The sequence below is a fragment of the Enterobacter sp. PL1 genome, from assembly GCF_945957325.1.
In the GTDB taxonomy this organism is placed as follows: domain Bacteria; phylum Pseudomonadota; class Gammaproteobacteria; order Enterobacterales; family Enterobacteriaceae; genus Enterobacter; species Enterobacter roggenkampii.
Genome location: NZ_CAMFKT010000002.1, coordinates 228,936 through 249,206, shown reverse-complemented (window position 1 = coordinate 249,206; position 20,271 = coordinate 228,936). Strand labels below are relative to the sequence as shown.

23 protein-coding genes and 3 tRNA genes are annotated in these 20,271 nt (G+C 53.3%); 10 read left to right on the top strand and 16 right to left on the bottom strand.

Going from position 1 to position 20,271, the window contains the following annotated elements; genetic code table 11:
• Positions 1–160: 160 nt before the first annotated feature.
• The 9 genes from opgB to N6P30_RS02900 form a co-directional block, all read right to left on the bottom strand.
• Positions 161–2,452 (bottom strand): phosphatidylglycerol--membrane-oligosaccharide glycerophosphotransferase, encoded by a 2,292-nt coding sequence (opgB, locus tag N6P30_RS02940; protein ID WP_023293338.1) that lies wholly within the window; start codon positions 2,450–2,452, stop codon positions 161–163.
• A gap of 270 nt (positions 2,453–2,722) precedes the next feature.
• Positions 2,723–3,205 carry a DUF2501 domain-containing protein gene (locus tag N6P30_RS02935; protein ID WP_021240596.1) on the bottom strand — a complete coding sequence of 161 codons (483 nt, stop codon included), beginning with the start codon at positions 3,203–3,205 and terminating at the stop codon, positions 2,723–2,725.
• An 83-nt stretch (positions 3,206–3,288) separates the two neighbouring features.
• A complete protein-coding gene (gene dnaC, locus N6P30_RS02930) occupies positions 3,289–4,026 on the bottom strand; it encodes a DNA replication protein DnaC (protein WP_008502094.1) in 738 nt (245 codons plus the stop codon).
• Entirely contained in the window at positions 4,023–4,568 is a 546-nt protein-coding gene (gene dnaT, locus N6P30_RS02925; protein ID WP_021240595.1) for a primosomal protein DnaT, read from the bottom strand. The genes dnaC and dnaT overlap by 4 nt, the downstream gene beginning before the upstream one ends.
• A gap of 148 nt (positions 4,569–4,716) precedes the next feature.
• Positions 4,717–5,145 (bottom strand): organic hydroperoxide resistance protein, encoded by a 429-nt coding sequence (locus N6P30_RS02920; RefSeq protein WP_008502092.1) that lies wholly within the window; start codon positions 5,143–5,145, stop codon positions 4,717–4,719.
• An 84-nt stretch (positions 5,146–5,229) separates the two neighbouring features.
• Positions 5,230–5,682, bottom strand: coding sequence for a MarR family winged helix-turn-helix transcriptional regulator (locus tag N6P30_RS02915; protein WP_023293337.1), 453 nt, complete (start codon positions 5,680–5,682; stop codon positions 5,230–5,232).
• Positions 5,683–5,723: 41 nt separating this feature from the next.
• Positions 5,724–6,365: a TetR family transcriptional regulator gene (locus tag N6P30_RS02910; protein ID WP_008502090.1), complete on the bottom strand. Its 642-nt coding sequence runs from the start codon at positions 6,363–6,365 to the stop codon at positions 5,724–5,726.
• A 67-nt stretch (positions 6,366–6,432) separates the two neighbouring features.
• Positions 6,433–6,906, bottom strand: coding sequence for a threonine/serine exporter (locus tag N6P30_RS02905; RefSeq protein WP_020885295.1), 474 nt, complete (start codon positions 6,904–6,906; stop codon positions 6,433–6,435).
• Positions 6,897–7,673, bottom strand: a complete 777-nt coding sequence (locus tag N6P30_RS02900) for a threonine/serine exporter ThrE family protein (protein WP_021240591.1) — start codon at positions 7,671–7,673, stop codon at positions 6,897–6,899. The genes N6P30_RS02905 and N6P30_RS02900 overlap by 10 nt, the downstream gene beginning before the upstream one ends.
• A 431-nt stretch (positions 7,674–8,104) precedes the next feature.
• Between N6P30_RS02900 and N6P30_RS02895 the strand changes: the two genes are divergently transcribed.
• Together N6P30_RS02895 and bglJ are read left to right on the top strand one after the other, a co-directional pair.
• Positions 8,105–8,842 (top strand): helix-turn-helix transcriptional regulator, encoded by a 738-nt coding sequence (locus N6P30_RS02895; RefSeq protein ID WP_008502087.1) that lies wholly within the window; start codon positions 8,105–8,107, stop codon positions 8,840–8,842.
• Positions 8,839–9,474, top strand: coding sequence for a DNA-binding transcriptional activator BglJ (gene bglJ, locus N6P30_RS02890; protein WP_032622978.1), 636 nt, complete (start codon positions 8,839–8,841; stop codon positions 9,472–9,474). The genes N6P30_RS02895 and bglJ overlap by 4 nt, the downstream gene beginning before the upstream one ends.
• 38 nt (positions 9,475–9,512) lie before the next feature.
• Here bglJ and N6P30_RS02885 read toward each other — a convergent pair whose 3' ends face one another.
• The gene (locus tag N6P30_RS02885; protein WP_008502085.1) at positions 9,513–9,971 is read right to left on the bottom strand and encodes a YbaK/EbsC family protein; all 459 of its coding nucleotides are present in this window, start codon (positions 9,969–9,971) and stop codon (positions 9,513–9,515) included.
• Positions 9,972–10,299: 328 nt separating this feature from the next.
• On the opposite strand from N6P30_RS02885, the gene N6P30_RS02880 reads away from it, so the two are divergent.
• The gene (locus N6P30_RS02880) at positions 10,300–11,646 is read left to right on the top strand and encodes a PTS cellobiose transporter subunit IIC (RefSeq protein WP_008502084.1); all 1,347 of its coding nucleotides are present in this window, start codon (positions 10,300–10,302) and stop codon (positions 11,644–11,646) included.
• An 83-nt stretch (positions 11,647–11,729) separates the two neighbouring features.
• Here N6P30_RS02880 and fhuF read toward each other — a convergent pair whose 3' ends face one another.
• Positions 11,730–12,518 (bottom strand): siderophore-iron reductase FhuF, encoded by a 789-nt coding sequence (fhuF, locus tag N6P30_RS02875; RefSeq protein WP_021240589.1) that lies wholly within the window; start codon positions 12,516–12,518, stop codon positions 11,730–11,732.
• A 95-nt stretch (positions 12,519–12,613) separates the two neighbouring features.
• Positions 12,614–13,678: a GGDEF domain-containing protein gene (locus tag N6P30_RS02870; protein WP_023293335.1), complete on the bottom strand. Its 1,065-nt coding sequence runs from the start codon at positions 13,676–13,678 to the stop codon at positions 12,614–12,616.
• Between the two features lie 215 nt (positions 13,679–13,893).
• Here N6P30_RS02870 and N6P30_RS02865 point away from each other — a divergent pair, with 215 nt between their 5' ends.
• Positions 13,894–14,163 (top strand): DUF1435 domain-containing protein, encoded by a 270-nt coding sequence (locus N6P30_RS02865; protein ID WP_072207143.1) that lies wholly within the window; start codon positions 13,894–13,896, stop codon positions 14,161–14,163.
• A gap of 40 nt (positions 14,164–14,203) precedes the next feature.
• Here N6P30_RS02865 and N6P30_RS02860 read toward each other — a convergent pair.
• The 4 genes from N6P30_RS02860 to rsmC all read right to left on the bottom strand — a co-directional run bounded on the left by N6P30_RS02860 (position 14,204) and on the right by rsmC (position 15,735).
• Positions 14,204–14,290, bottom strand: a tRNA-Leu gene (locus tag N6P30_RS02860).
• Positions 14,291–14,332: 42 nt separating this feature from the next.
• Positions 14,333–14,419, bottom strand: a tRNA-Leu gene (locus tag N6P30_RS02855).
• Positions 14,420–14,447: 28 nt separating this feature from the next.
• Positions 14,448–14,534, bottom strand: a tRNA-Leu gene (locus N6P30_RS02850).
• A gap of 172 nt (positions 14,535–14,706) precedes the next feature.
• On the bottom strand, positions 14,707–15,735 hold the full coding sequence (rsmC, locus tag N6P30_RS02845) for a 16S rRNA (guanine(1207)-N(2))-methyltransferase RsmC (RefSeq protein ID WP_023293333.1): 1,029 nt from the start codon (positions 15,733–15,735) through the stop codon (positions 14,707–14,709).
• 102 nt (positions 15,736–15,837) lie between these two features.
• Here rsmC and N6P30_RS02840 point away from each other — a divergent pair, with 102 nt between their 5' ends.
• From N6P30_RS02840 to N6P30_RS02815, 6 genes are all read left to right on the top strand, one after another.
• Positions 15,838–16,251, top strand: coding sequence for a DNA polymerase III subunit psi (locus N6P30_RS02840; protein WP_008502079.1), 414 nt, complete (start codon positions 15,838–15,840; stop codon positions 16,249–16,251).
• Positions 16,220–16,663, top strand: a complete 444-nt coding sequence (gene rimI / locus N6P30_RS02835; protein ID WP_008502078.1) for a ribosomal protein S18-alanine N-acetyltransferase — start codon at positions 16,220–16,222, stop codon at positions 16,661–16,663. The genes N6P30_RS02840 and rimI overlap by 32 nt, the downstream gene beginning before the upstream one ends.
• Positions 16,664–16,683: 20 nt before the next feature.
• Positions 16,684–17,361, top strand: a complete 678-nt coding sequence (gene yjjG / locus N6P30_RS02830) for a pyrimidine 5'-nucleotidase (protein WP_008502077.1) — start codon at positions 16,684–16,686, stop codon at positions 17,359–17,361.
• 91 nt (positions 17,362–17,452) lie between these two features.
• A complete protein-coding gene (gene prfC, locus N6P30_RS02825) occupies positions 17,453–19,042 on the top strand; it encodes a peptide chain release factor 3 (RefSeq protein WP_008502076.1) in 1,590 nt (529 codons plus the stop codon).
• A 299-nt stretch (positions 19,043–19,341) separates the two neighbouring features.
• The gene (gene osmY, locus N6P30_RS02820; RefSeq protein ID WP_008502075.1) at positions 19,342–19,959 is read left to right on the top strand and encodes a molecular chaperone OsmY; all 618 of its coding nucleotides are present in this window, start codon (positions 19,342–19,344) and stop codon (positions 19,957–19,959) included.
• Positions 19,960–20,086: 127 nt separating this feature from the next.
• Positions 20,087–20,248 carry a DUF1328 domain-containing protein gene (locus N6P30_RS02815; RefSeq protein ID WP_003856556.1) on the top strand — a complete coding sequence of 54 codons (162 nt, stop codon included), beginning with the start codon at positions 20,087–20,089 and terminating at the stop codon, positions 20,246–20,248.
• Positions 20,249–20,271 lie beyond the last annotated feature (23 nt).

Here is a 20,271-nt window from a genome sequence, read left to right as displayed (position 1 = left end):
CGTGGTGATTTCAGGAGCTGCACATTTTATGGATTTGGATTTTGACAGGATATTTATAGATAAAAATGGCTTATATAAAGTGTTTTTATCTATTTTATAAGATTTATAAAGGATTATTTATTTTCATAAGCGCCCGGCAGAACGCCGGGCGCGACGCGCATTAACCCGCTTTGCTGATGATTTTGATTTCGACCATGCCAATTCCGATCTCGCGCGGCGAATGCCCAAGGATATTTCCCTCATTCGTGGACTGCGGGTCCGGCGGTACAATCACCAGGGTATTGCTGCGTGAAGGATTCTCAAAATGCAGCGTTTGTGTGCTAACGTCGTTTCCAAGCGTTAACGTCTGCTCCCGATCGCCCACGCGCACGGGTACGGGCTTGTTAGCATTAGGCCCATAGGCCCTGGCGGTGATCACCAGATCAAATTGTTCCGGCAGGGGATGGGTGTACTCAATTTTCACCTCATTGCCCAGCTGCGCGTTGGACCAGCGTCCCCAGGACTCCGGCCGCGAGATGCCGCTAAACTGTTTCACTTCCTCCGGCGCGCCGGCCACGTTAAAGATAAAGCTGTCCGCTTTGTAGCGAATATCGTTGTCGACGATTTTCAGCATGTCGACGTTACGCTGATAGCGCGCGGTATCTATCACCGTATCTTTAAAGGCGGTTTTGCCCTTCCACTGCGCCTTATCCACGTGCTGCACGGTTTGTTCTCCGCCAAGCTGGCCCTGCGAGACGCACCAGTCGGTCGAGAGCGCCAGCGGCTGCGACCAGAGCTGGCCCATTTTGTAGCACCGGTCGACCCAGACGAAGTTATCGCGTGGCGCAAAATCGGCCAGCTGGTAGCGCAGCGGCGCGGAATACTCGCTTTCCGGCAACGGCTCAACGCGTCCTTCCGATACGCGCAGCAGCAGCGGCAGACGGAAGTTGCTACCCGAGAAGGCAATGGTGTTTTTATCCCGATCGACGGTGAAGTCCTTCATCTCTTTCGGGAAGTTCCACAGGCGAATGATGTCTGGCTTCCAGGCGAGAATTTTTTCCTTCATGTTGAGGAACACTTCCGACAGGGATTGCCCCGACAGCGTGCTGCGGCCCAGGCCAATAAAGTTGTCGCCGCCCAGAATGTCCAGCACGGTGGCGCCGTTATCCATGGAGTTGCGTTTGGTGGCGATCTCCTCCTGCTGCGGCTTGTCGCCGCGCAGGACGAAGAACAGGTTGCTGCGATCCTGCTTGTTGAGCTGATCCCACGCGCTGTTTTTCATCGCCAGATGGTCAGATGAGACGACGATGACGGTATTTTTAAACCAGGGCGAGGCTTTGATTTTCTCGACCAGTGCGGCGATGTGCTCCTGACTGCAGGTGACGGCGCTGAACGATTTGTTGTTTTTGCCATCAATCTCATAGCTTTTGCGCTTGCAGGTGCGCGAGACAAACCCGTCCGGATGGTGGGTGTCCACCGTCAGCGCAAAGAGAGAGAAACGCTTGCCCGCGCGGGACAGCTCCTCGAATTTCTTCCAGGTTTCGTCGAGTACCGTATCGTCATAGAAGCCCCAGTCGTTGCGGTAGTTCGGATCGGCAACCGTCGTTTTTAACTCTTCTGAGCCGTACAGGTGGTCAAAACCGTGGGATTTCAGGAACACATCTTTTCCGGCGAAGCGCAGGTTTGCTCCCTGCATAAAATAGTTTTCGTAGCCGGAGTTTTTCAGGATATCGCCGAGGCAAATATTCTGCGGGAAGAAGGTCGACATGGAGGCTGAGGCGTTACCTTCAAAAGGCGCGAACAGCGGGATACCACACTGGGAGGCAACCATCCCGGCAATCGTATAATCCGTGCCGGGCAGCTGCATGGTGTGGCTGAAATCGAGACCTTCATTTTTCAGCGCGCCCAAATCTGGCGTCAGGTCCGGGAAGGCATCGTTATCAAAGTAGGTGCGCTCCAGGCTTTCACCATAGATATAGACCAGATTGAGCGTCGGGTTGGCGATCGTTTTCGACGGCTCTTTGTAGTAAGCCGCGAAATCCGGATCGCCGTCGCGCGACTGGGATTTCACCAGCTCGGTGATCTGATGGAACGCCGGGCTGGCGTCGACGGAGGCCAGCGCCAGGAATAACGCCAGCAGGCTGTAGCCATGATGGTGTGGATGATGGCGACGGCGACGCAGCACCCAGGCCAGCGCGCCAAAAATCATCACCAGCGCGACGATAAGGCCGAGCCCCGGAAGTATGTACTTACCCACACCTGCGCCCGTCAGGCTGTTCGTCAGGGTGTAGAGCACCGCATCGTTAATACCGTCACCGGTAAAGTAATCGCTGGCGTATAAGGTAATGTTTAAAATAATAAAAATGCCGAGCACCACCAGCGTGGCGATAAACCACCAGGTGTGACGGCCGGCTTTCCAGGCGTAAACGCCGACAGAAGCCAGAAAAAGGATAAGAGACAAGAATTCTGACAACAGCATATCCTCATGACGCCAGGTGCTTCGCTGGCTAACTGTTTATTTTTTGGGTGATACAATGTAATTGCGATGTCGTTAAGCTGCAATTTTAGTGTCACGAAAGTGTGCTGTTGTTAGGATTTGGTTTAGAAAATCGTTTTTATGAAGATGTGCACATCCTGACAAACGGACGCTGAGACGGTGGCAGGCAGGAAAAACGCTCATTTAGCGCCGCGCTTCAAGACTATCGCACTAAACGCGGCGTGTTGTGGCAGAAAATGGGGTGGATCAGGAGATGAAATTAACGCCTTGTTTCAGCACCAGATCGCAGGCTTTGGTTTTCACCTGTTTGGCCAGAGAAGAGTTGCCGAGGGTGCTCAGGTTAAGCTGCTGACCGTTCTGCGCGTTAAGCAGGCCCTGAATGCCGTCCATGTAGTTGGTGTCCGCTTTTTGCTCCTGAGTATCCAGACCCAGTTTACCCAGCACCTGGTTTTTTACATTTTGCGCGTCGGTCACGGAGGCCAGCTTTTGCTTCGCGCAATATTCCAGAATCCCCGCCGCGTTGTTCATCGTCCCCGCGCTCAGGCTCTGGGAACTGTTGCCCAGCAGGCTGGTGAGGGAAGAGGCGGAGAGTCCGCCCTGCGTGCTGCTGCTCTCTTTGGTCAGCTCATTTGCTGCGCTTGACAGGGATTCCTGCCAGGACGCCGCCTGCGCTGCGCCGGTTACCAGCAGCGCGCCTAAAAAGGTGCTGATTAGAATCTGTTTTTTCATCATGGCTCTCTCAAAAAGGTCCGTTTTGGGCCAAAGGGGTTCCAGTATATACCTGCGACCTGTCGGCGATTCCTGGAACTGTCTTAATACTCTTTCCCGGTGACGCGGCTGCGGTAACTGTCCCAGTCGAAGATGACATAGAGACTGTTACCCAGCTTCATGCGGTCCATGACGCGTTCCCCCAGCAGGCGGGTCATCTCGTCGATGTTGTGGTTCGTCAGCATGCCGGTCGGGCGTTTGGACGAGGAGCGGCGATCGACAATCTGGTTGATGATGACTTTTTCATAGCGGGATTCCGTCTGAACGCCAATCTCATCGATGACCAGCAGGTCGACGTTACTCAGATCGTTAAGCAGCTGTTCTTCGCTGGTTTCACGGTTGCTGAAGGTGTCTTTCATCGCGGACATGATATCGGCCACGGTGATGATGAGGACCGATTTACCGCGCAGAAGCAGCTCGTTGCAGATGGCGGCAGCAAGGTGGTTTTTGCCGGTGCCCGGCTTGCCGCTAAAGATGAAGCTGGCGATATTGCCGTCGAATTCATCCACGTACTGACGCGCGGCGGCGAGCGCGTTCATCTGCCCGGTGGTCTCAATTTTATAGTTATCGAACGAGCAGTTCTGGTGCAGGGGACGAATACCGGAACGGTTAAAGGTGCGCTGCATTTTCATCGCCCGATTTTCGCGGGCGAGCGCGGCGGCGCGGATCTTGCCTTGCTCTTTTTGCCACGCCAGCAGCTCTTCACCGGTGGTGAAAGCAGGCTTCACGTTGGCAGGCATCATTTTTTGCAAACGTTTCATCAGGTCGCCGACGTTCTTCATTTCGCACCTCGGAATCCGCTGGGGATCTGTTTATCCGGTTCTGAAAAGGCATTGATATCACGTTTTGGCTGGCCGTTGTTGCCGGCGCGGGTAATCTGAAGATGACGCGCGAGCTTTTGCTGCCACTGAATATGGGTGAACACTTTACCCTCCGCCTGCCACCAGGCGGTAAACGCGGCAAGCTCTTCCGCTGTGGCGGGTTGGGTTAACGCAATGCCCCACAGCGCGGCCTGCCGCTGAAAATCTGCATCTGGCTGCCAGCCCGCATAGAGGGCAAATTTACCCATCGGAACGGTCACGGGAACGTTAACCGGTTCATCAAAGAACTGGGTATCCAGCGTGACATCGCTTGCCGGGCGTGCCAATTGCGCTTCGATCTCCAGAAGCTGTGCCAGACGTTCCGGTGTGATTGCGTAAAACGCTGGCGCGTTGTCGGCAAAAACCGCAACCGTGCCGCCTTCGGCGTGGGTCAACACACCGCGTGGGTCGCGCATAAAGGCATCAATACCAGCAATGCTGGTGGTCAGAATTCTGGAGGACATAACGCTTACTCTACTGATGACTACGGGCGTGATAGGGGCTTATGGTAGCACAGAGAGGGGAAAGGAAAGGAGGGGATTTCCCCGGTGGCGCTGCGCTTACCGGGGCTACAGTCGTAGGCCGAATAAGCGCAACGCCATCAGGCAGTTATCACGCAATGATGTTCAGCGTGACGTCGATGTTGCCGCGGGTCGCGTTAGAGTACGGGCAAACAATGTGTGCCGCATCGACCAGCTTTTTAGCTTCCGCAGGATCCATACCTTCAACATGGATGTTCAGTTTTGCTTCGATACCAAAACCGGTAGGCAGCGGACCAATACCCACTTCGCCTTCAATAAAGGCATCTTTTGGCAGGGTAAATTTGTCGCGTGCGGCCACGAACTTCATCGCGCCCAGGAAGCAGGCAGAGTAGCCCGCGGCAAACAGCTGCTCAGGGTTGGTCACGTCTCCCCCCATGCCGCCCATCTCTTTTGGCACACCCAGTTTGACGTCCAGTACGCCATCGGAGGAGGTGGCACGACCGTCACGGCCACCGGTGGCTTTTGCTTTGGCGGTATAAACAACTTTTTCTAAAGACATGGCAGGTTCCTCATTTTGTTTAGATGCGTGCTATTAAATAGCGTGCGATATATATAGGTAAATAATGACGCGTAAAGTATAGCGTTACGCGCGGTGTAGCTGTTGTCGCAAAAGTTCGAGCTGCTGTTTGAGTGCCAGCAAGGTGTCTGTATCACACTGCGCTGCGCAACCCACCGCATGGGGGATACCCAATGCCTGCTGCTGGAGTTCACGTCCCGCTTCACTCAGGGTGACGGCGACCTGACGTTCGTCTTTGCGCGAACGGTGGCGGTTGATGAGCCCGGCGCTTTCCAGACGTTTCAACAGCGGCGTCAGGGTCGCAGAGTCAAGGAACAGCCGTTCACCGATGTCCGACACCGTCATATCATCCTGCTCCCACAGCACCAGCATCACCAGATATTGCGGGTAGGTCAGGTTCAGCGGTGCCAGCAGCTGCCGGTACAGCTTGTTAAGCGCCAGGTTTGCCGAATAGAGGGCAAAGCAGAGCTGGTTATCCAGCTTGAGCGCAGCGGTTGCATCGTTCGTTTTCGCGTTCATGATATGAATATAGATAGTGTGCGATTTAATTGCAAGCAATTTTATGGGCAGGTGTAACGGAGCGCCACCTGAACGGCCATTTTACGGTAGTGCTGGCGCTGCGCCTGCTCGTCTGCGCCTTCTTCAAACAGCAGCGTAAAGGTGTAGCTGTTGGCAACGTAGTGAAAGCTGAAGCTGCTTATCAGACGATGAAGATCGCGGGCGTCAACCGTCTCACTGAAGAGCTGTTTTTCTTTCCCCCGGCGCAGGATCTCCTCCAGCAGATCGAGCGCGCTGCGGTTGACCTGGCGGAGATAGCTCGACTGCTGCATAAAGCGGCCGCGCTGCATGTTTTCCATGCAGATAATCCGGATGTAGTCAGGGTGGTCGGCATGATAGTCAAAGGTGGCTTCAACCAGATTGACCAGCGCTTCGACCGGGGGCATTCCCGTCAGGCTTAGCGCTTTTTCGCTGGCGCGAATCTGGGTGTAAACATGTTCAAGTACGAGGAGATAGAGGTTCTCTTTATTCTTGAAATGGTAAACCACCATGCGTTTGGTGGTGCCCGCTTTCTCTGCGATCTGCTCCATCCGTGCACCGTTCAATCCATACTCGGCAAAAAGCGCGATGGCGCTCTGAAAGATTTTCTCTTTCAGGCTGGATTCTTCACTGTGCTCGGGGTGTTCGCTGCCAGGGTTAGCCACATCCTTTCCTTATTTTCACCAAACGGACCAGACGGATTATCTCCACGGCAGCGAAATAACACAAATATCAAACGCGTGGGCGTTTACGGTACAGCCACAGGCCGGGGATCGACAGCCCGATGGAGAGCGCGCCGACGATGGATGACGCCTTAAGAAAGTTGCTGAGAAGAAGGATCATCTGAGGCTCGGTATAGCCGAAATGGCTGATTTTCACCGCGGAAATCATCGCGGTATAGGCCGATATCCCCGGAAACATGGGGATTACGGCCGCAACGGTGAATACTTTGGGATGCGCCAGATACCAGCGCGACCACTGGATGCCGATACTGCCGACCAGCATGGATGCCATAAATGTTGACCATTCGATATTAAAACCCGCCGTCATCATCACCATTCGCGAGCCATGGCCTATCGCGCCCAGCAGCGCACACCACGGCAGCGCGCGTTGCGGTACGTTAAATACCATCGCGAAGCCGACGGCAGGAATGGCGGCCAGAAGCATGTCCTGCGCCAGCGCCAGCAGAAAATCGATCACGCCCATCCGCGTAACCCCCAAAGTGTCATGGCCATGACCACGCCGATGCAGGTCGCCAGCGTCAGCAGGCTGGCGATAGCCCAGCGAGCCAGGCCGGTATTGATGTGCCCTTTAAACATGTCGGCGACGGCGTTGATCAACGGAAAGCCCGGGACCAGCAGAAGCACGCTGGCGGCCATGGCAACGGTCGGCGTGTTGGCAAACTGCGGCAGGCGCAGCAGCAGACCGGAAACCGTGGTGGCGACAAACGCGGTAATGCAGAAGTTAATTTGCGGATGCAGCTGCCGATGCGTCAGCAGCTGGCGAACATACATGGCGATACTGCTGGCGAAAAAGGTGATGATTGCACCGTCCCAGCCGCCTTTGTTGAGCTTACAAAAGCAGGCGCACGAGAGCCCTACCATCACCACGACGAGCCAGCGCGGATAACGTAATGGCTTGATCTGGTTGAACCGTTTTTCAATGTCACTGAGATCGAGAAGCTTATGTTCTGCAAGGATGACAATGTGCTGCACTTCGGTCACGACGTGCATGTTGATGCCGCGGTCATGGTTTTTGCGCGTGGAGGTCAGGCACTGACCGTCCTTGATTGTGGTCAGCACAATGGCGTTGGATGAGATTGCGCTTTCGACGCTGTCCATCCCTAGCGCCAGCCCCAGCCGGGTGGAAAGCTCCTCAACCAGCGCGCTTTCCGCGCCGTGCTGGAGCAGAAAAAGACCGCACTGAATACATAGCCGCGTGATAGCACGCTGCGTTGACCGCTCTGCCTGCATGTATTGTCCTGAAAAAAGATGGATAGCTATCTGTTAACCCATAGTGGGTACTTTTAGCACAGAGTGCAGTCCCTCTTGCTGTGGGCCAGATCAAGGTTTGTGCAAACAGTTGCAGTCCGTGTCGTGGAAGGGGGAAGGGGGAAGGGGGAAGGGGGAAGGGATTAATTTATCAATACCGTGAATTATAAATACCAAAATATAAAATATTTGTATTTAGTTATTCTAATTTTATATTGTCGTTATTTTAATGTCTCCACAATTAATTTTTGTTTCGCTTTGTGAGATATTACTGCTGTTTAGGCATTTCTTAAACTAAGCATACATCTCATCTTCTGCTTGTATTAACCAGTCTTACACTCAGGGACGAAAATACTCATACGTTGATGCGTTTTAACGTTACTCATCAAATGAAAAATGTACACGGAGGGTCTATGTTGTCATTGCATGGTAAGCATGGCGTTGTCATTAGCCGGATGCCCGTGATGCAAAACGGGTTAGGGGGCCTGATGGCACGTCATTTCCCCGAATTTGAATTGAGCTATTGCCGCTCATTGCAGGAATTAACGCTGCTCCAGTTGCGCCGCGCGGACGTCATTATTGCCGATATTTCAGGCGAATACAGAAACCCTCGGGGTGCGCTTGAAGAGTATTACGGTTTATTGAATCAATACCGGGATATTCACTGGATCTTTTTAGTCTCGCGGCCGCTTTACCCTATTGCGGTTGAGTTACTTATGCGCCCGGAAAGCACGTTGCTTTCTGACATGGAGCCTATTGAAGGCGTGGTTAACGCTATTCGGGCCGGTAGCGAGCGGGCAGAGCGGATTAGCCAGACGTTATTAACTCCGGAACCTCAGAGTACGGAGAATGAAAATGAACACGTTATCGCGCTCACGCACTCCGAACGTAAGGTCCTGCGTCTGTTAGGGAAAGGATGGGGGATTAACCAAATCGCCACATTGCTCAAGAAGAGCAATAAAACCATCAGTGCGCAGAAAAACAGTGCGATGCGACGGCTGTCATTACGAAGTAATGCGGATATGTATGCCTGGATCAACAGTACACAGGGAATGAGAGAGCTGAGTTTGCTATCAGCCTATGGAGAGTTCGAGGAATGGAAAAAACCGATTCAACAAGACATATCGCCATCATCGAAAATTGCGCGATGAGTGCCGTCGGGCTACAGCATCTTTTTGCGATGCCCGGCCTGAGCCATTATCAGCTACACCTGTTTAGTGAATTTGACAGTTTTAAGAATGCACTTCATCACGTTAATTTTTTCTCGCTGATCTACTCCCTTTCCGATGCGCGAGAGGAGCGCCGTAACTGCCTGGCGCACCTGCGGGATCTGGCGTTTACGCACGGTCATATCCAGCGCATCATTTTGGTTTCTGACGAGATGGAAGCACGGCTAATTAGCCATCTTTCGCCATCGCGCCTGCACGGAGTAGTCAGTAAATCGGTGACGCTTGAGCATCTGCAGAAGGAACTCGTGGAGTTGCTGAGCGAAACGCTGCGCATCAATGACAATATGCTGAATCACTGGTACCGGAGTCAGAACAGGATGCTAAGCCCCACAGAGCGGGCAATATTGCGTTATATGTCCTGCGGGTATTCCATCCCTGAAATCGCGGCACAGCTTGAACGAAATATTAAGACCATTCGGGCACATAAGTTTAATGCGATGGTGAAACTGGGCGTGAATTCAGACGTAGGGTTGCTCGATGCGGCAGATATTATTACGCATCTTCCTGCAAGAGAGCCGCAATGTTTGGCTCTCCTCACGCCCACATTTTTATAACCCGTATTTTGCGCGCCAGATATACTCTGGCGCGTCAATCAGATACAGACATCCACCCATTTTGCGGAAGTCAGTTCTGCCATTCTGTCAGGTGAAATGCGCACAGCGCTGTGAATTGCGCCTGCGGCGGGCAGCACTTCGGCGTACTGCTTCAAAGAGATATCGCAATATACCGCGAGCGGGTTTTCCAGTCCGAACGGGCATACACCGCCAACGGGATGACCGGTAATGGTCACCACTTCATCACTGCTGAGCATGCGCGCTTTCGCACCGAACGTGTCTTTGAGCTTTTTGTTATCCAGACGCGCGTCGCCTTTCGCCACCACCAGGATCACCTCATTTTTAACCTTGAGTGACAGGGTCTTGGCGATTTGTCCCGGCTCGACACGATGGGCGGCAGCAGCCAACGCAACGGTAGCAGTACTTTGACTAAGCTCAATAACGTCTATATCCGGCGCGTTGTCGGCAAAAAACTGCTGTACAGACTGCAAACTCATTGTTTCCTCCTGACAAATATCCTGCGTAATCTGTCATAAGAATTTATGCTCTGTAAATATCTCTTAAGTAACAAATACCCCAAACGGCTGATTTCTGGATCCTCTTCACAATCACAGAAACCGGTTACAGTAACCGGTTGCAGAGCGCGGAGCGTAGATTAATACTGAGTACGTAACGTCCCCTGTATCCAATAATAAGAGCCAAATATGAAACCATTTCGTCTGAGCAGTACCGCTGGTTGGCAAGCCAGCAAGGTTGTGAAGCTGATGTATGGAACAACGTGCGGCGCGTATGTGCCCGTAACAAACGTCTGACAGGAGATCTGCCATGTCTGCCAACCATGCTGCGTTTAATCTGATATTCCGTTTCGTCGAAAATTACGTCAGCCCGATAGCCGGGCGGATCTCTTCCCAGCGTCACGTTATGGCTATTCGTGACGGGTTCATCTCCGCGATGCCGTTTATGATTGTGGGTTCTTTTTTGTTAGTCTTTGCTTACCCACCTTTTTCGCCTGATACCACCTGGGGTTTCGCCCGCGCCTGGCTGGATATGGCGAAGCAGTTTGAAGGCCAAATCCTGACGCCGTTTGATATGACGATGGGCATCATGTCCATTTATATCTGTGCCGCCATTGCCTATAACCTTGGCAAACACTACGTCAAATCTCATCAGCTGGACCCCTTTATGTGCGCCATGCTGTCGCTGATGGCGTTTCTGCTGGTCGCGGCACCGAAAACCAAAGGCACGCTCCCTGTCGACAGCCTGGGGGGAACGGGCATTTTTACCGCGATTCTGGTGGCGATTTATTGCGTTGAGATGATGCGTTTCCTCAAAGCGCATAACATCGGCATTCGTCTGCCGGACCAGGTCCCGCCGATGATCAAAAACTCTTTTGATCTGCTGATCCCGGTGCTGGTGGTGGTGGTGACCCTTTATCCTCTGAGCCTGGTGATTCAGTCACAGTTTGGCATGCTGATCCCGCAGGCCATTATGTCGGTCTTTAAACCTCTGGTTTCCGCGGCAGATTCCCTGCCTGCGATCCTGCTGGCCGTGTTGATTGGTCATCTGCTCTGGTTCGCCGGGATCCACGGCGCCGCCATCGTCTCCGGGATGCTGCAGATGTTCTGGCTGACGAACCTTGGCGCAAACCAGACCGCGCTGGCCGCCGGTCAGCCTTTGCCGCATATTTTTATGGAAGCGTTCTGGACGTTCTTTATCGTGATTGGCGGGTCGGGCGCCACGATGGGATTGGTGATTTGCTATCTGCGTAGCCGTTCAGCGCATTTACGCTCTATCGGGCGTTTGAGCGTGGTACCCAGCTTCTTTAACATCAACGAGCCGGTCATTTTCGGTACGCCAATCGTGATGAACCCGGTGTTTTTTATCCCGTTCCTGCTGGCACCGATGGTTAACGCCGTTCTGGCGTGGGCGGCGATGACGTTTGATTTGATAGGCCGCGTTATCTCCGTGGTTCCCTGGACGGCACCGGCGCCGATAGGCGCAGCGTGGGCCCTGGGCTGGGATTTCCGCGCGGCGATTCTGGTTGTGGTTCTGGCCTGCGTATCGGCGATCATCTACTTCCCGTTCTTCAAAGTGTATGAGAAGCAGCTGCTGGAGCAGGAAGCGGAAGAAGCGCAGCGTAGCGCGGAAGAGGACAATCAGCAGGTGGCATAGGTAAAAACAAAACGGCAACCCAGGTTGCCGTTTTTTGTTTTTGTAGGCCCGGTAAGCGAAGCGCCACCGGGCAAATCACTGCTCTACTTCAGCGTGCAATCCCCACACTGCTTAACGTCCGGCAGGCGATAGCGCTGGCAGCAGGTGCGGCGAACCAGAAGCCCATCACGGAGCACGACGGTACGGAATAGCGGGTTGTCACGGCCATCGGAAAGCTGCTTTGCAAAGAAACAAGACTGACGCAGGGCCTCAACGTTCTCATCACCGAGAAGCGGCTTCATTTCCGTTAAATACCAGTGGATTAAATAGCCCGTATTGCTCCAGATAAGCTTCCCGTTAATCTCTCCCGTCGCTTCCAGCGCTTCCACCACCGGGATCAGGGCCTGCGTGATGAGCCGCTCCATACGTTCCTGAGCAGTGAGGCGTTCAGCGCTGTGGTCTTCGTGGAGATCAATCCAGAAGCAGGCCGCACGTCCGGTTTCGTGAAACTCGACGTGGAAATTATCCGGCGAAAGTTCAAGCATGCTCTTCTGTGTTAACAGCGCCAGCATGAGCGGAGGCACCATCAGCCCGATATACCACTGCGCCCAGAGGGAGAGCAGGGGTTTATTTTCCCGCGTAAGGGTAGGCTGATTGCGATAAATATGGTCGGAATAGGTGGCCAGCAGTGATTGCAGCTTAGACGGTTGGCGCCACTCTGAGAGCGTCATCGCGTGGGACGGGGGCGCTTCATCAAGCCGGATAAAGTCCAGAAGGTGGGCGCGCGTTTCCGCAATCTTTTCCCGTATCGCATCTGCAAGCGAAGCATTCCCGCTGGTGAGCGGCGCTCGCCAGAGGAGAGGTTCGACGATGTGTGCGGTATGCGTGGCCATAGTATAGATAGAAATCTAAATGATAATGATTGCCAATCCTAACTATTGCTCATACCAATGGCAAGACTTTTGTCCTGGTGACCTCGTCGGTAGGTTTATGCCGTCTGAATCTCTTCGCTTAACAGAATGTTATTGCGTCCCATATGCTTTGCTTCATAGAGGGCTTTGTCCGCTTTTTCCAGCGCGCCTTCCACGTCTTCATCCTCGAAAATGGCGATGCCAATGCTGATAGTGACGTTTGTCGCGACGCTTTCGTTAAACAGATGCGGGATTTTCAAATCATACACTTTCTGACGGATCCGCTCGGCCGTCTGGCGAGCGTGTTCGAGTGAAATGTTGGTCAGCAGCACCATAAACTCTTCCCCACCAAAACGCGCCACAATATCGCGAGAACGCACGGCGTCACGGATTGCCGCAGAGACGCGCTTCAGCGCCTGGTCGCCCATCATATGGCCGTAATGGTCGTTATAGGCTTTGAAGTGGTCGATATCCATCAGCAGGACAAAGTGTTCGCCATTTTCTACCGTGGGCAGATTCTCCAGACGGCTTTGCAGACCGCGACGATTATAGAGCCCGGTAAGCGGGTCCATCATGCTGAGGTCGGTAAGGGTTTCTCGTTCTTCCAGAAGGCGAGAGAGCAGCTCCTGAGCGAAACGGTCGTTGCGTCTTTGCAAAATGTTATGAATAGCAATTGCCACCACAGGAAGTGCGAAAGAATAGGTCATTCGCAGCCATATATCGTGATCGCTTAACCACAGGCAGACAATAAAGGTGGGCAATGAATGCAGCGTAAACGCTTTGATATTACTGGCGAACGCCAGCGTGCCGATAAAAAGTACCGTTAAAAGAGCAATTAGCAAATACGTCGCATGGTCCTGAGTAATTAAGGCGAATTTGGAGACAATTTGCCAGGCCCATAAAATACCGAAGATCGCTGAAACGACAGGAATATTTATCTTCCGCGCGCGCTTTCTCCAGTGCCAGACGAACAGGCCAGTACTGATGGCGAAAATAGCAATCAGAGGGGCAGAAAACAGGCGTACAGAATTGAGCGGATTTGTTACCGAGAACACTGCCGAGGTTGCGTTCAGAAATAAAAATAAACGTAACGATAATTGATATTTTCTGTGAACCAAAGACCGCCAGGATTGTGATGTCATAGTCGCGTGTTTTTATTAAAATTTAATTAAAACAGATAAATAGGTGTTATTTCGCAATAAAATATGCAAAAAACTCAAAGAGTAATTATCAGAAAATCTTTAGACGTTGTTAACAGGTGCGCAATTTATCACCTTAGACAATTCCTGTCATTACGGGAAAGGTAAAGGTCGATGGATTTTGATTCATTCAGCTGGCAAATGATAATTTTTGTTATATGATATTGGTTATCATTATCGTTGAAAGAGGGGAAATCATGTTGAACAGAGCGCTGGGCAGTGGTTGGGGGGTACTGCTACCGGGAACCATTCTCGGCGGTTTGACGTTTGCCGATCTCTCTCTCGATACCTGGAAAGCCATCATCGCGTCAGGACTGTTAGCCACGTCAGGCATGATCTGGCATAAGCAGCTACGTCACTTTGTTTTACTGCCATCCTGTGTCGCGCTGGTCAGCGGAATTCTGGTGATACTGATGAGTTTGAAATAACAGGGAAAAAGAAGAAATTCAGAGGGGGTTGTAAGATAATTGGTGCGAGGGGGGGGACTCGAACCCCCACATCCGTAAGGACACTAACACCTGAAGCTAGCGCGTCTACCAATTCCGCCACCTTCGCACAGTCATCTTACTCTTTATTGCTATATTGATATCGCCTCGTTGGTGCGAGGGGGGGGACTCGAACCCCCACATCCGTAAGGACACTAACACCTGAAGCTAGCGCGTCTACCAATTCCGCCACCTTCGCCCAGTGCGAGCAATATCATCGTGATTTATGGTGCGAGGGGGGGGACTCGAACCCCCACATCCGTAAGGACACTAACACCTGAAGCTAGCGCGTCTACCAATTCCGCCACCTTCGCATACCATCGATACTGTAAAAGTATCGTAACCACGGAGGCGCATTCTAGATGTTTTCAGCTTTACGTCAACAGAAAAGTGCGCGTGATGCCTTGATTGATGCAAAAATGGCCGATGGACGCGCCGTGTATAGCCGGATGGCGCTTTCGCTTATCCGGCCTACAGGGGAGGCGATTACTTTTTGGCCTGACGCGTCATCACGGTGCGGTACACCTTAAAGCGGCCGGTCTGGGCGATAACTTCGTGGAAGCCAAAAGTTTCATCCAGCACTTTCGGGTATGCCAGGAAGGCGTTCGCGACGATACGCAGCTCACCGCCGCTGTTGAGGTGACGAACTGCGCCACGGATCAGCGCTTGTGCCGCTTCCAGGCTGGTCTCCATACCGTCGTGGAACGGCGGGTTAGAGATGATCATGTCGAAGCGACCGGTGATGTCGGAGAAGACGTTGCTGGCAATGACTTCGCCTTCAATGCCGTTTGCGGCAAGCGTTGCGCGGCTGGCTTCAACCGCCGGGGCGCTCACGTCACACAGGGTTAAGCGGACTTTTGGCGAATGGCTGGCGAGCACGGTAGAGAGCACGCCCGCGCCGCAGCCCACGTCCAGCACTTTGCCTTTGGTGTGCGGCGTCAGGGTGGAAAGCAGCAGCTTGCTGCCCGTATCCAGCGCGTCACGGCTGAACACGCCCGGCAGGGTTTTGATGGTCAGGCCGTCAAGCTGGTACTCGTCCCAGTATGCCTGCGCATCAAACGTTGTCTGTTTTTCCAGACGGCCATGGTACAGGCCACAGCGGCGAGCGCTGTCGACTTTGTTCAGTGGCGCATAGCCTTCCAGCAGCTGTTCTGCGCTGCGCACGCCGCTGCGGTTTTCACCGACCACGAAAATATCGCAGCCAACGGGCAGCAGGGAGAGCAGGTTCATCAGCTGGAACTGGGCTTCCGGTTTGTTCTTCGGCCAGTAGTAGATCAGCGTGTCGCAGTCGGCAACGTTGCCCTGTTCTGCCACCAGGCTAAAGCGCGCGCGCTCGCCCATCTGGCGGCTCAGCACCTGCCAGTGGTGGTAGTATTGCGTATGGGCACGGCTTTCAGCACAGTCGAAACGCGCGGGCAGGTCATCCTGCATATCTCCGGCAAACAGAATACGGCTTTCTTCGAAATCATCACTGTGACGCAGCAAGACTTCACTTGCCGGGGTAAATGCAGACATGAATTGTTCCTCAATAAACTCAGGCGGGGATTATAGTAGGTAGATGGCGCACTTTCGACACATTTGCTATATTTGCGCGCCTGAGAGACAGGAGTTTTCCCTATGACATCCCGACGAGACTGGCAGTTGCAGCAGCTGGGCATTACCCAGTGGGCTTTGCGTCGCCCGACGGCGTTGCAGGGCGAAATCGCCATCTCCATACCGGCGCACGTTCGCCTGGTGATGGTGGCGGAAGAACTGCCTGCCCTGAATGACCCCCTGATCGGTGATGTTCTTCGCAGCCTGAAGCTGACGGCCGACCAGGTTTTACCGCTGACGCCAGAGCGTGTCGCGATGCTGCCTCCTGATAGCCGCTGTAACAGCTGGCGTATCGGAGAGGCAAATGAGATTTCTCTTCAGGGGAGCCAGATCTGCTCGCCAGCGCTGGACGAACTGAAAGCCAACCCAAAAGCGCGCAGCGCGCTATGGCAACAAATCTGCGAATATGAACACGATTTCTTCCCTCACGACGCCTGACCTGTCCACCGCGTTCGCGATTGAAACACGCGCCCACGCGTTTCCGTGGAGCGAAAAAACCTTCGCCAGCAATCAGGGCGAACGGTATCTGAACTACCGCCTGGACGTTGACGGCACCATGGCCGCTTTCGCGATCACGCAGGTTGTTCTTGATGAAGCGACGCTGTTTAATATCGCGGTTGATCCCGCGTTTCAGCGCCGCGGGCTGGGAAGAGAACTGCTTGAGCATCTCATCCGTGAGCTCGAAACCCGTGACGTTTTCACCCTGTGGCTGGAGGTGCGCGCGTCGAATGTCGCCGCCATCGCGCTCTATGAAAGCTTAGGCTTTAACGAGGCGACAATCCGCCGTAACTACTACCCCACCGCAGAGGGACGTGAAGACGCCATCATAATGGCTCTGCCGATTGGATAATAAAAAATAAGGTTGTAACGATGAAATGGGACTGGATTTTCTTTGATGCCGACGAAACGCTGTTTACGTTCGACTCGTTCGGCGGCCTGCAGCGGATGTTTCTCGACTATAGCGTAACCTTCACCGCTGAAGATTTTCAGGACTATCAGGCGGTCAACAAACCGCTGTGGGTGGATTACCAGAACGGTGCCATCACCGCGTTACAGCTTCAGCACCAGCGCTTTGACGTCTGGGCGGAACGCTTAAAGGTCAGTCCGGGAACGCTGAACGAGGCTTTTCTCAACGCCATGGCCGATATTTGTGCGCCCCTGCCGGGCGCGGTTTCCCTGCTGAATGCGTTGAAAGGTAAGGTGAAACTGGGGATCATCACCAACGGTTTTACCGCCCTGCAGCAGATCCGCCTTGAGCGCACCGGCCTGCGCGATCATTTTGACGCGCTGGTGATCTCGGAAGAGGTGGGCGTGCCGAAGCCGGATCCGCGAATTTTCGACTATGCGCTGGCGCAGGCCGGCAATCCCGACCGCGATCGTGTCCTGATGGTGGGGGATACCGCAGAGTCAGATATTCTGGGCGGCATGAAGGCTGGTCTGTCGACCGTCTGGCTCAATGCGCATGGCCGCGTGAAGCCTGAAGGCATCGAGCCGACCTGGACCGTGACGTCGTTGAACGAACTGGAGCAACTCCTGTGTAAACAATGATTGCCTGCCCCCCGTTGATGGGTAAAATAGCCGCAATTTTGTATTCCATGATGCGTGGCGTGCTGCCGCGCTTATAAAAGAAGATTTAATTATGACGTTGTCTCCTTATCTGCAAGAGGTGGCCAAGCGCCGCACTTTTGCCATTATCTCGCACCCGGATGCCGGTAAAACGACCATCACTGAGAAGGTGTTGCTGTTCGGACAGGCGATTCAGACTGCAGGTACCGTTAAAGGCCGTGGCTCCAGCCAGCATGCAAAATCCGACTGGATGGAGATGGAAAAACAGCGTGGTATTTCGATTACCACCTCCGTGATGCAGTTCCCGTATCATGACTGCCTGGTGAACCTGCTGGACACCCCGGGCCACGAAGACTTCTCCGAAGATACCTACCGTACCCTGACGGCGGTAGACTGCTGTCTGATGGTGATCGACGCCGCGAAAGGTGTAGAAGATCGTACCCGTAAGCTGATGGAAGTTACCCGTCTGCGCGATACGCCGATCCTCACCTTTATGAACAAACTCGACCGTGACATCCGCGATCCGATGGAGCTGATGGATGAAGTGGAAAACGAGCTGAAGATCGCCTGTGCGCCAATCACCTGGCCAATTGGCTGCGGTAAGCTGTTCAAAGGCGTTTACCACCTCTATAAAGACGAAACCTACCTGTATCAGACCGGTAAAGGCCACACCATTCAGGAAGTGCGCATCGTGAAAGGTCTGGACAACCCGGATCTGGACGCGGCGGTCGGCGAAGAGCTGGCCGCGCAGCTGCGCGACGAGCTGGAGCTGGTCAAGGGCGCGTCTCACGAATTCGACAAAGAGCTGTTCCTGAGCGGCGAAATTACCCCGGTCTTCTTCGGTACCGCACTGGGTAACTTCGGCGTTGACCACATGCTCGACGGTCTGGTGGAGTGGGCGCCGCAGCCGATGCCGCGCAAAACCGACACCCGTGAAGTGGAAGCGAAAGAAGAGAAGTTCACCGGCTTCGTGTTTAAGATTCAGGCCAACATGGACCCGAAACACCGTGACCGCGTGGCCTTTATGCGCGTGGTGTCCGGTAAATATGAAAAGGGCATGAAGCTGCGCCAGGTGCGTATCGGGAAAGACGTTGTCATCTCCGACGCGCTGACCTTTATGGCGGGTGACCGTTCGCACGTTGAAGAGGCCTATCCGGGCGACATCATCGGGCTGCACAACCACGGCACCATCCAGATCGGTGATACCTTCACCCAGGGTGAAATGATGAAGTTCACCGGTATTCCGAACTTCGCGCCGGAGCTGTTCCGTCGCATTCGTCTGCGCGATCCGCTTAAGCAGAAACAGCTGCTGAAAGGCCTGGTTCAGCTCTCCGAAGAGGGCGCCGTGCAGGTGTTCCGCCCGATTGCGAACAACGATCTAATCGTGGGTGCGGTCGGCGTGCTGCAGTTTGACGTGGTCGTTGCGCGCCTGAAGAGCGAATACAACGTAGAAGCGATTTACGAATCGGTGAACGTCGCGACCGCGCGCTGGGTTGAGTGTTCTGACGTGAAGAAATTCGAAGAATTTAAGCGTAAGAATGAAGTTCAGCTGGCGCTGGATGGCGGCGATAACCTGACCTATATCGCGCCAACGATGGTCAACCTGAACCTGACGCAGGAACGTTATCCGGACGTTCAGTTCCGTAAAACCCGCGAGCACTAATCCCCTCTCAGAGCACGGCATTCGCCGTGCTCTTCTTTATTTCCTGTCTTATTAATCCCTTGCGGAATGTTCTTAATTCAACGCAATTTCACGCTATTCGCCCATTTTTTACCCAATTCTGAAAGCGGCTCTGTGAGAGTGATCTATATTTAACTCAGTGTTTAACACCGGGCGTGGATAAATTAACTGTTCAATGCATGACTTTAGGTTATCCATTTTGCTCGCGTGTTTATTCGCAATATATATCACTACTAAGGAAGTACGTAGCCCGAATAACGGGTCAACACAGGAATAGATCGATGAATATGACAAGACTGAAGATTTCTAAAACTCTGCTGGCTGTAACACTGGGTAGCGTTTTGGTGAGCGGCTCCGCCCTGGCGGAAAGCAGCACCATGGATAAAGCACAATCCACGGCCGATAGCGCAGGGCAAAAAATCGATAGCTCTATGAATAAAGTCGGCAATTTCATGGATGACAGCTCTATCACAGCAAAAGTGAAGGCCGCACTGGTGGATGATGAAGCCATCAAGAGCACCGATATTTCCGTTAAGACCGACAAGAAAGTGGTCACGCTGAGCGGCTTTGTTGAAAGCCAGGCTCAGGCTGAACAGGCGGTGAAAGTGGCGAAAGGCGTCGAAGGCGTCGCCTCCGTCAGCGATAAGCTGCACGTCCGTGACGGCAAAAACGCGTCGGTGAAAGGTTATGCCGGTGATGCAGCCACCACCAGCGAAATCAAAGCTAAACTTTTAGCAGATGACATCGTGCCGTCCCGTAAGGTGAAAGTGGAAACCACCGATGGCGTGGTTCAGCTTTCCGGTACGGTAGATTCGCAGGCGCAAAGTGAACGTGCCGAGTCCATCGCGAAAGCGATTGATGGTGTGAAAAGTGTTAAAAACGATCTGAAAACGAAGTAAATCTCGACCATTCGCCCGTCTGGCTAAACCCTGCGGGCGAAATAAGAACGACTCTGGAAAAACGCCGGTGAGTGACCTGAGCGCTCACGTTTAGCGGCCGACATTAACTATGGTAAAGGAGAAGCTTATGTTTCGTTGGGGCATTATATTTCTGGTTATCGCGTTAATTGCCGCCGCATTGGGCTTTGGTGGTCTGGCAGGTACAGCGGCATGGGCAGCTAAAATTGTCTTCGTTGTGGGTATTATTCTGTTCCTGGTCAGCCTGTTTACGGGTCGTAGACGTCCGTAGCAAACGCAATATTCCTTCAACAA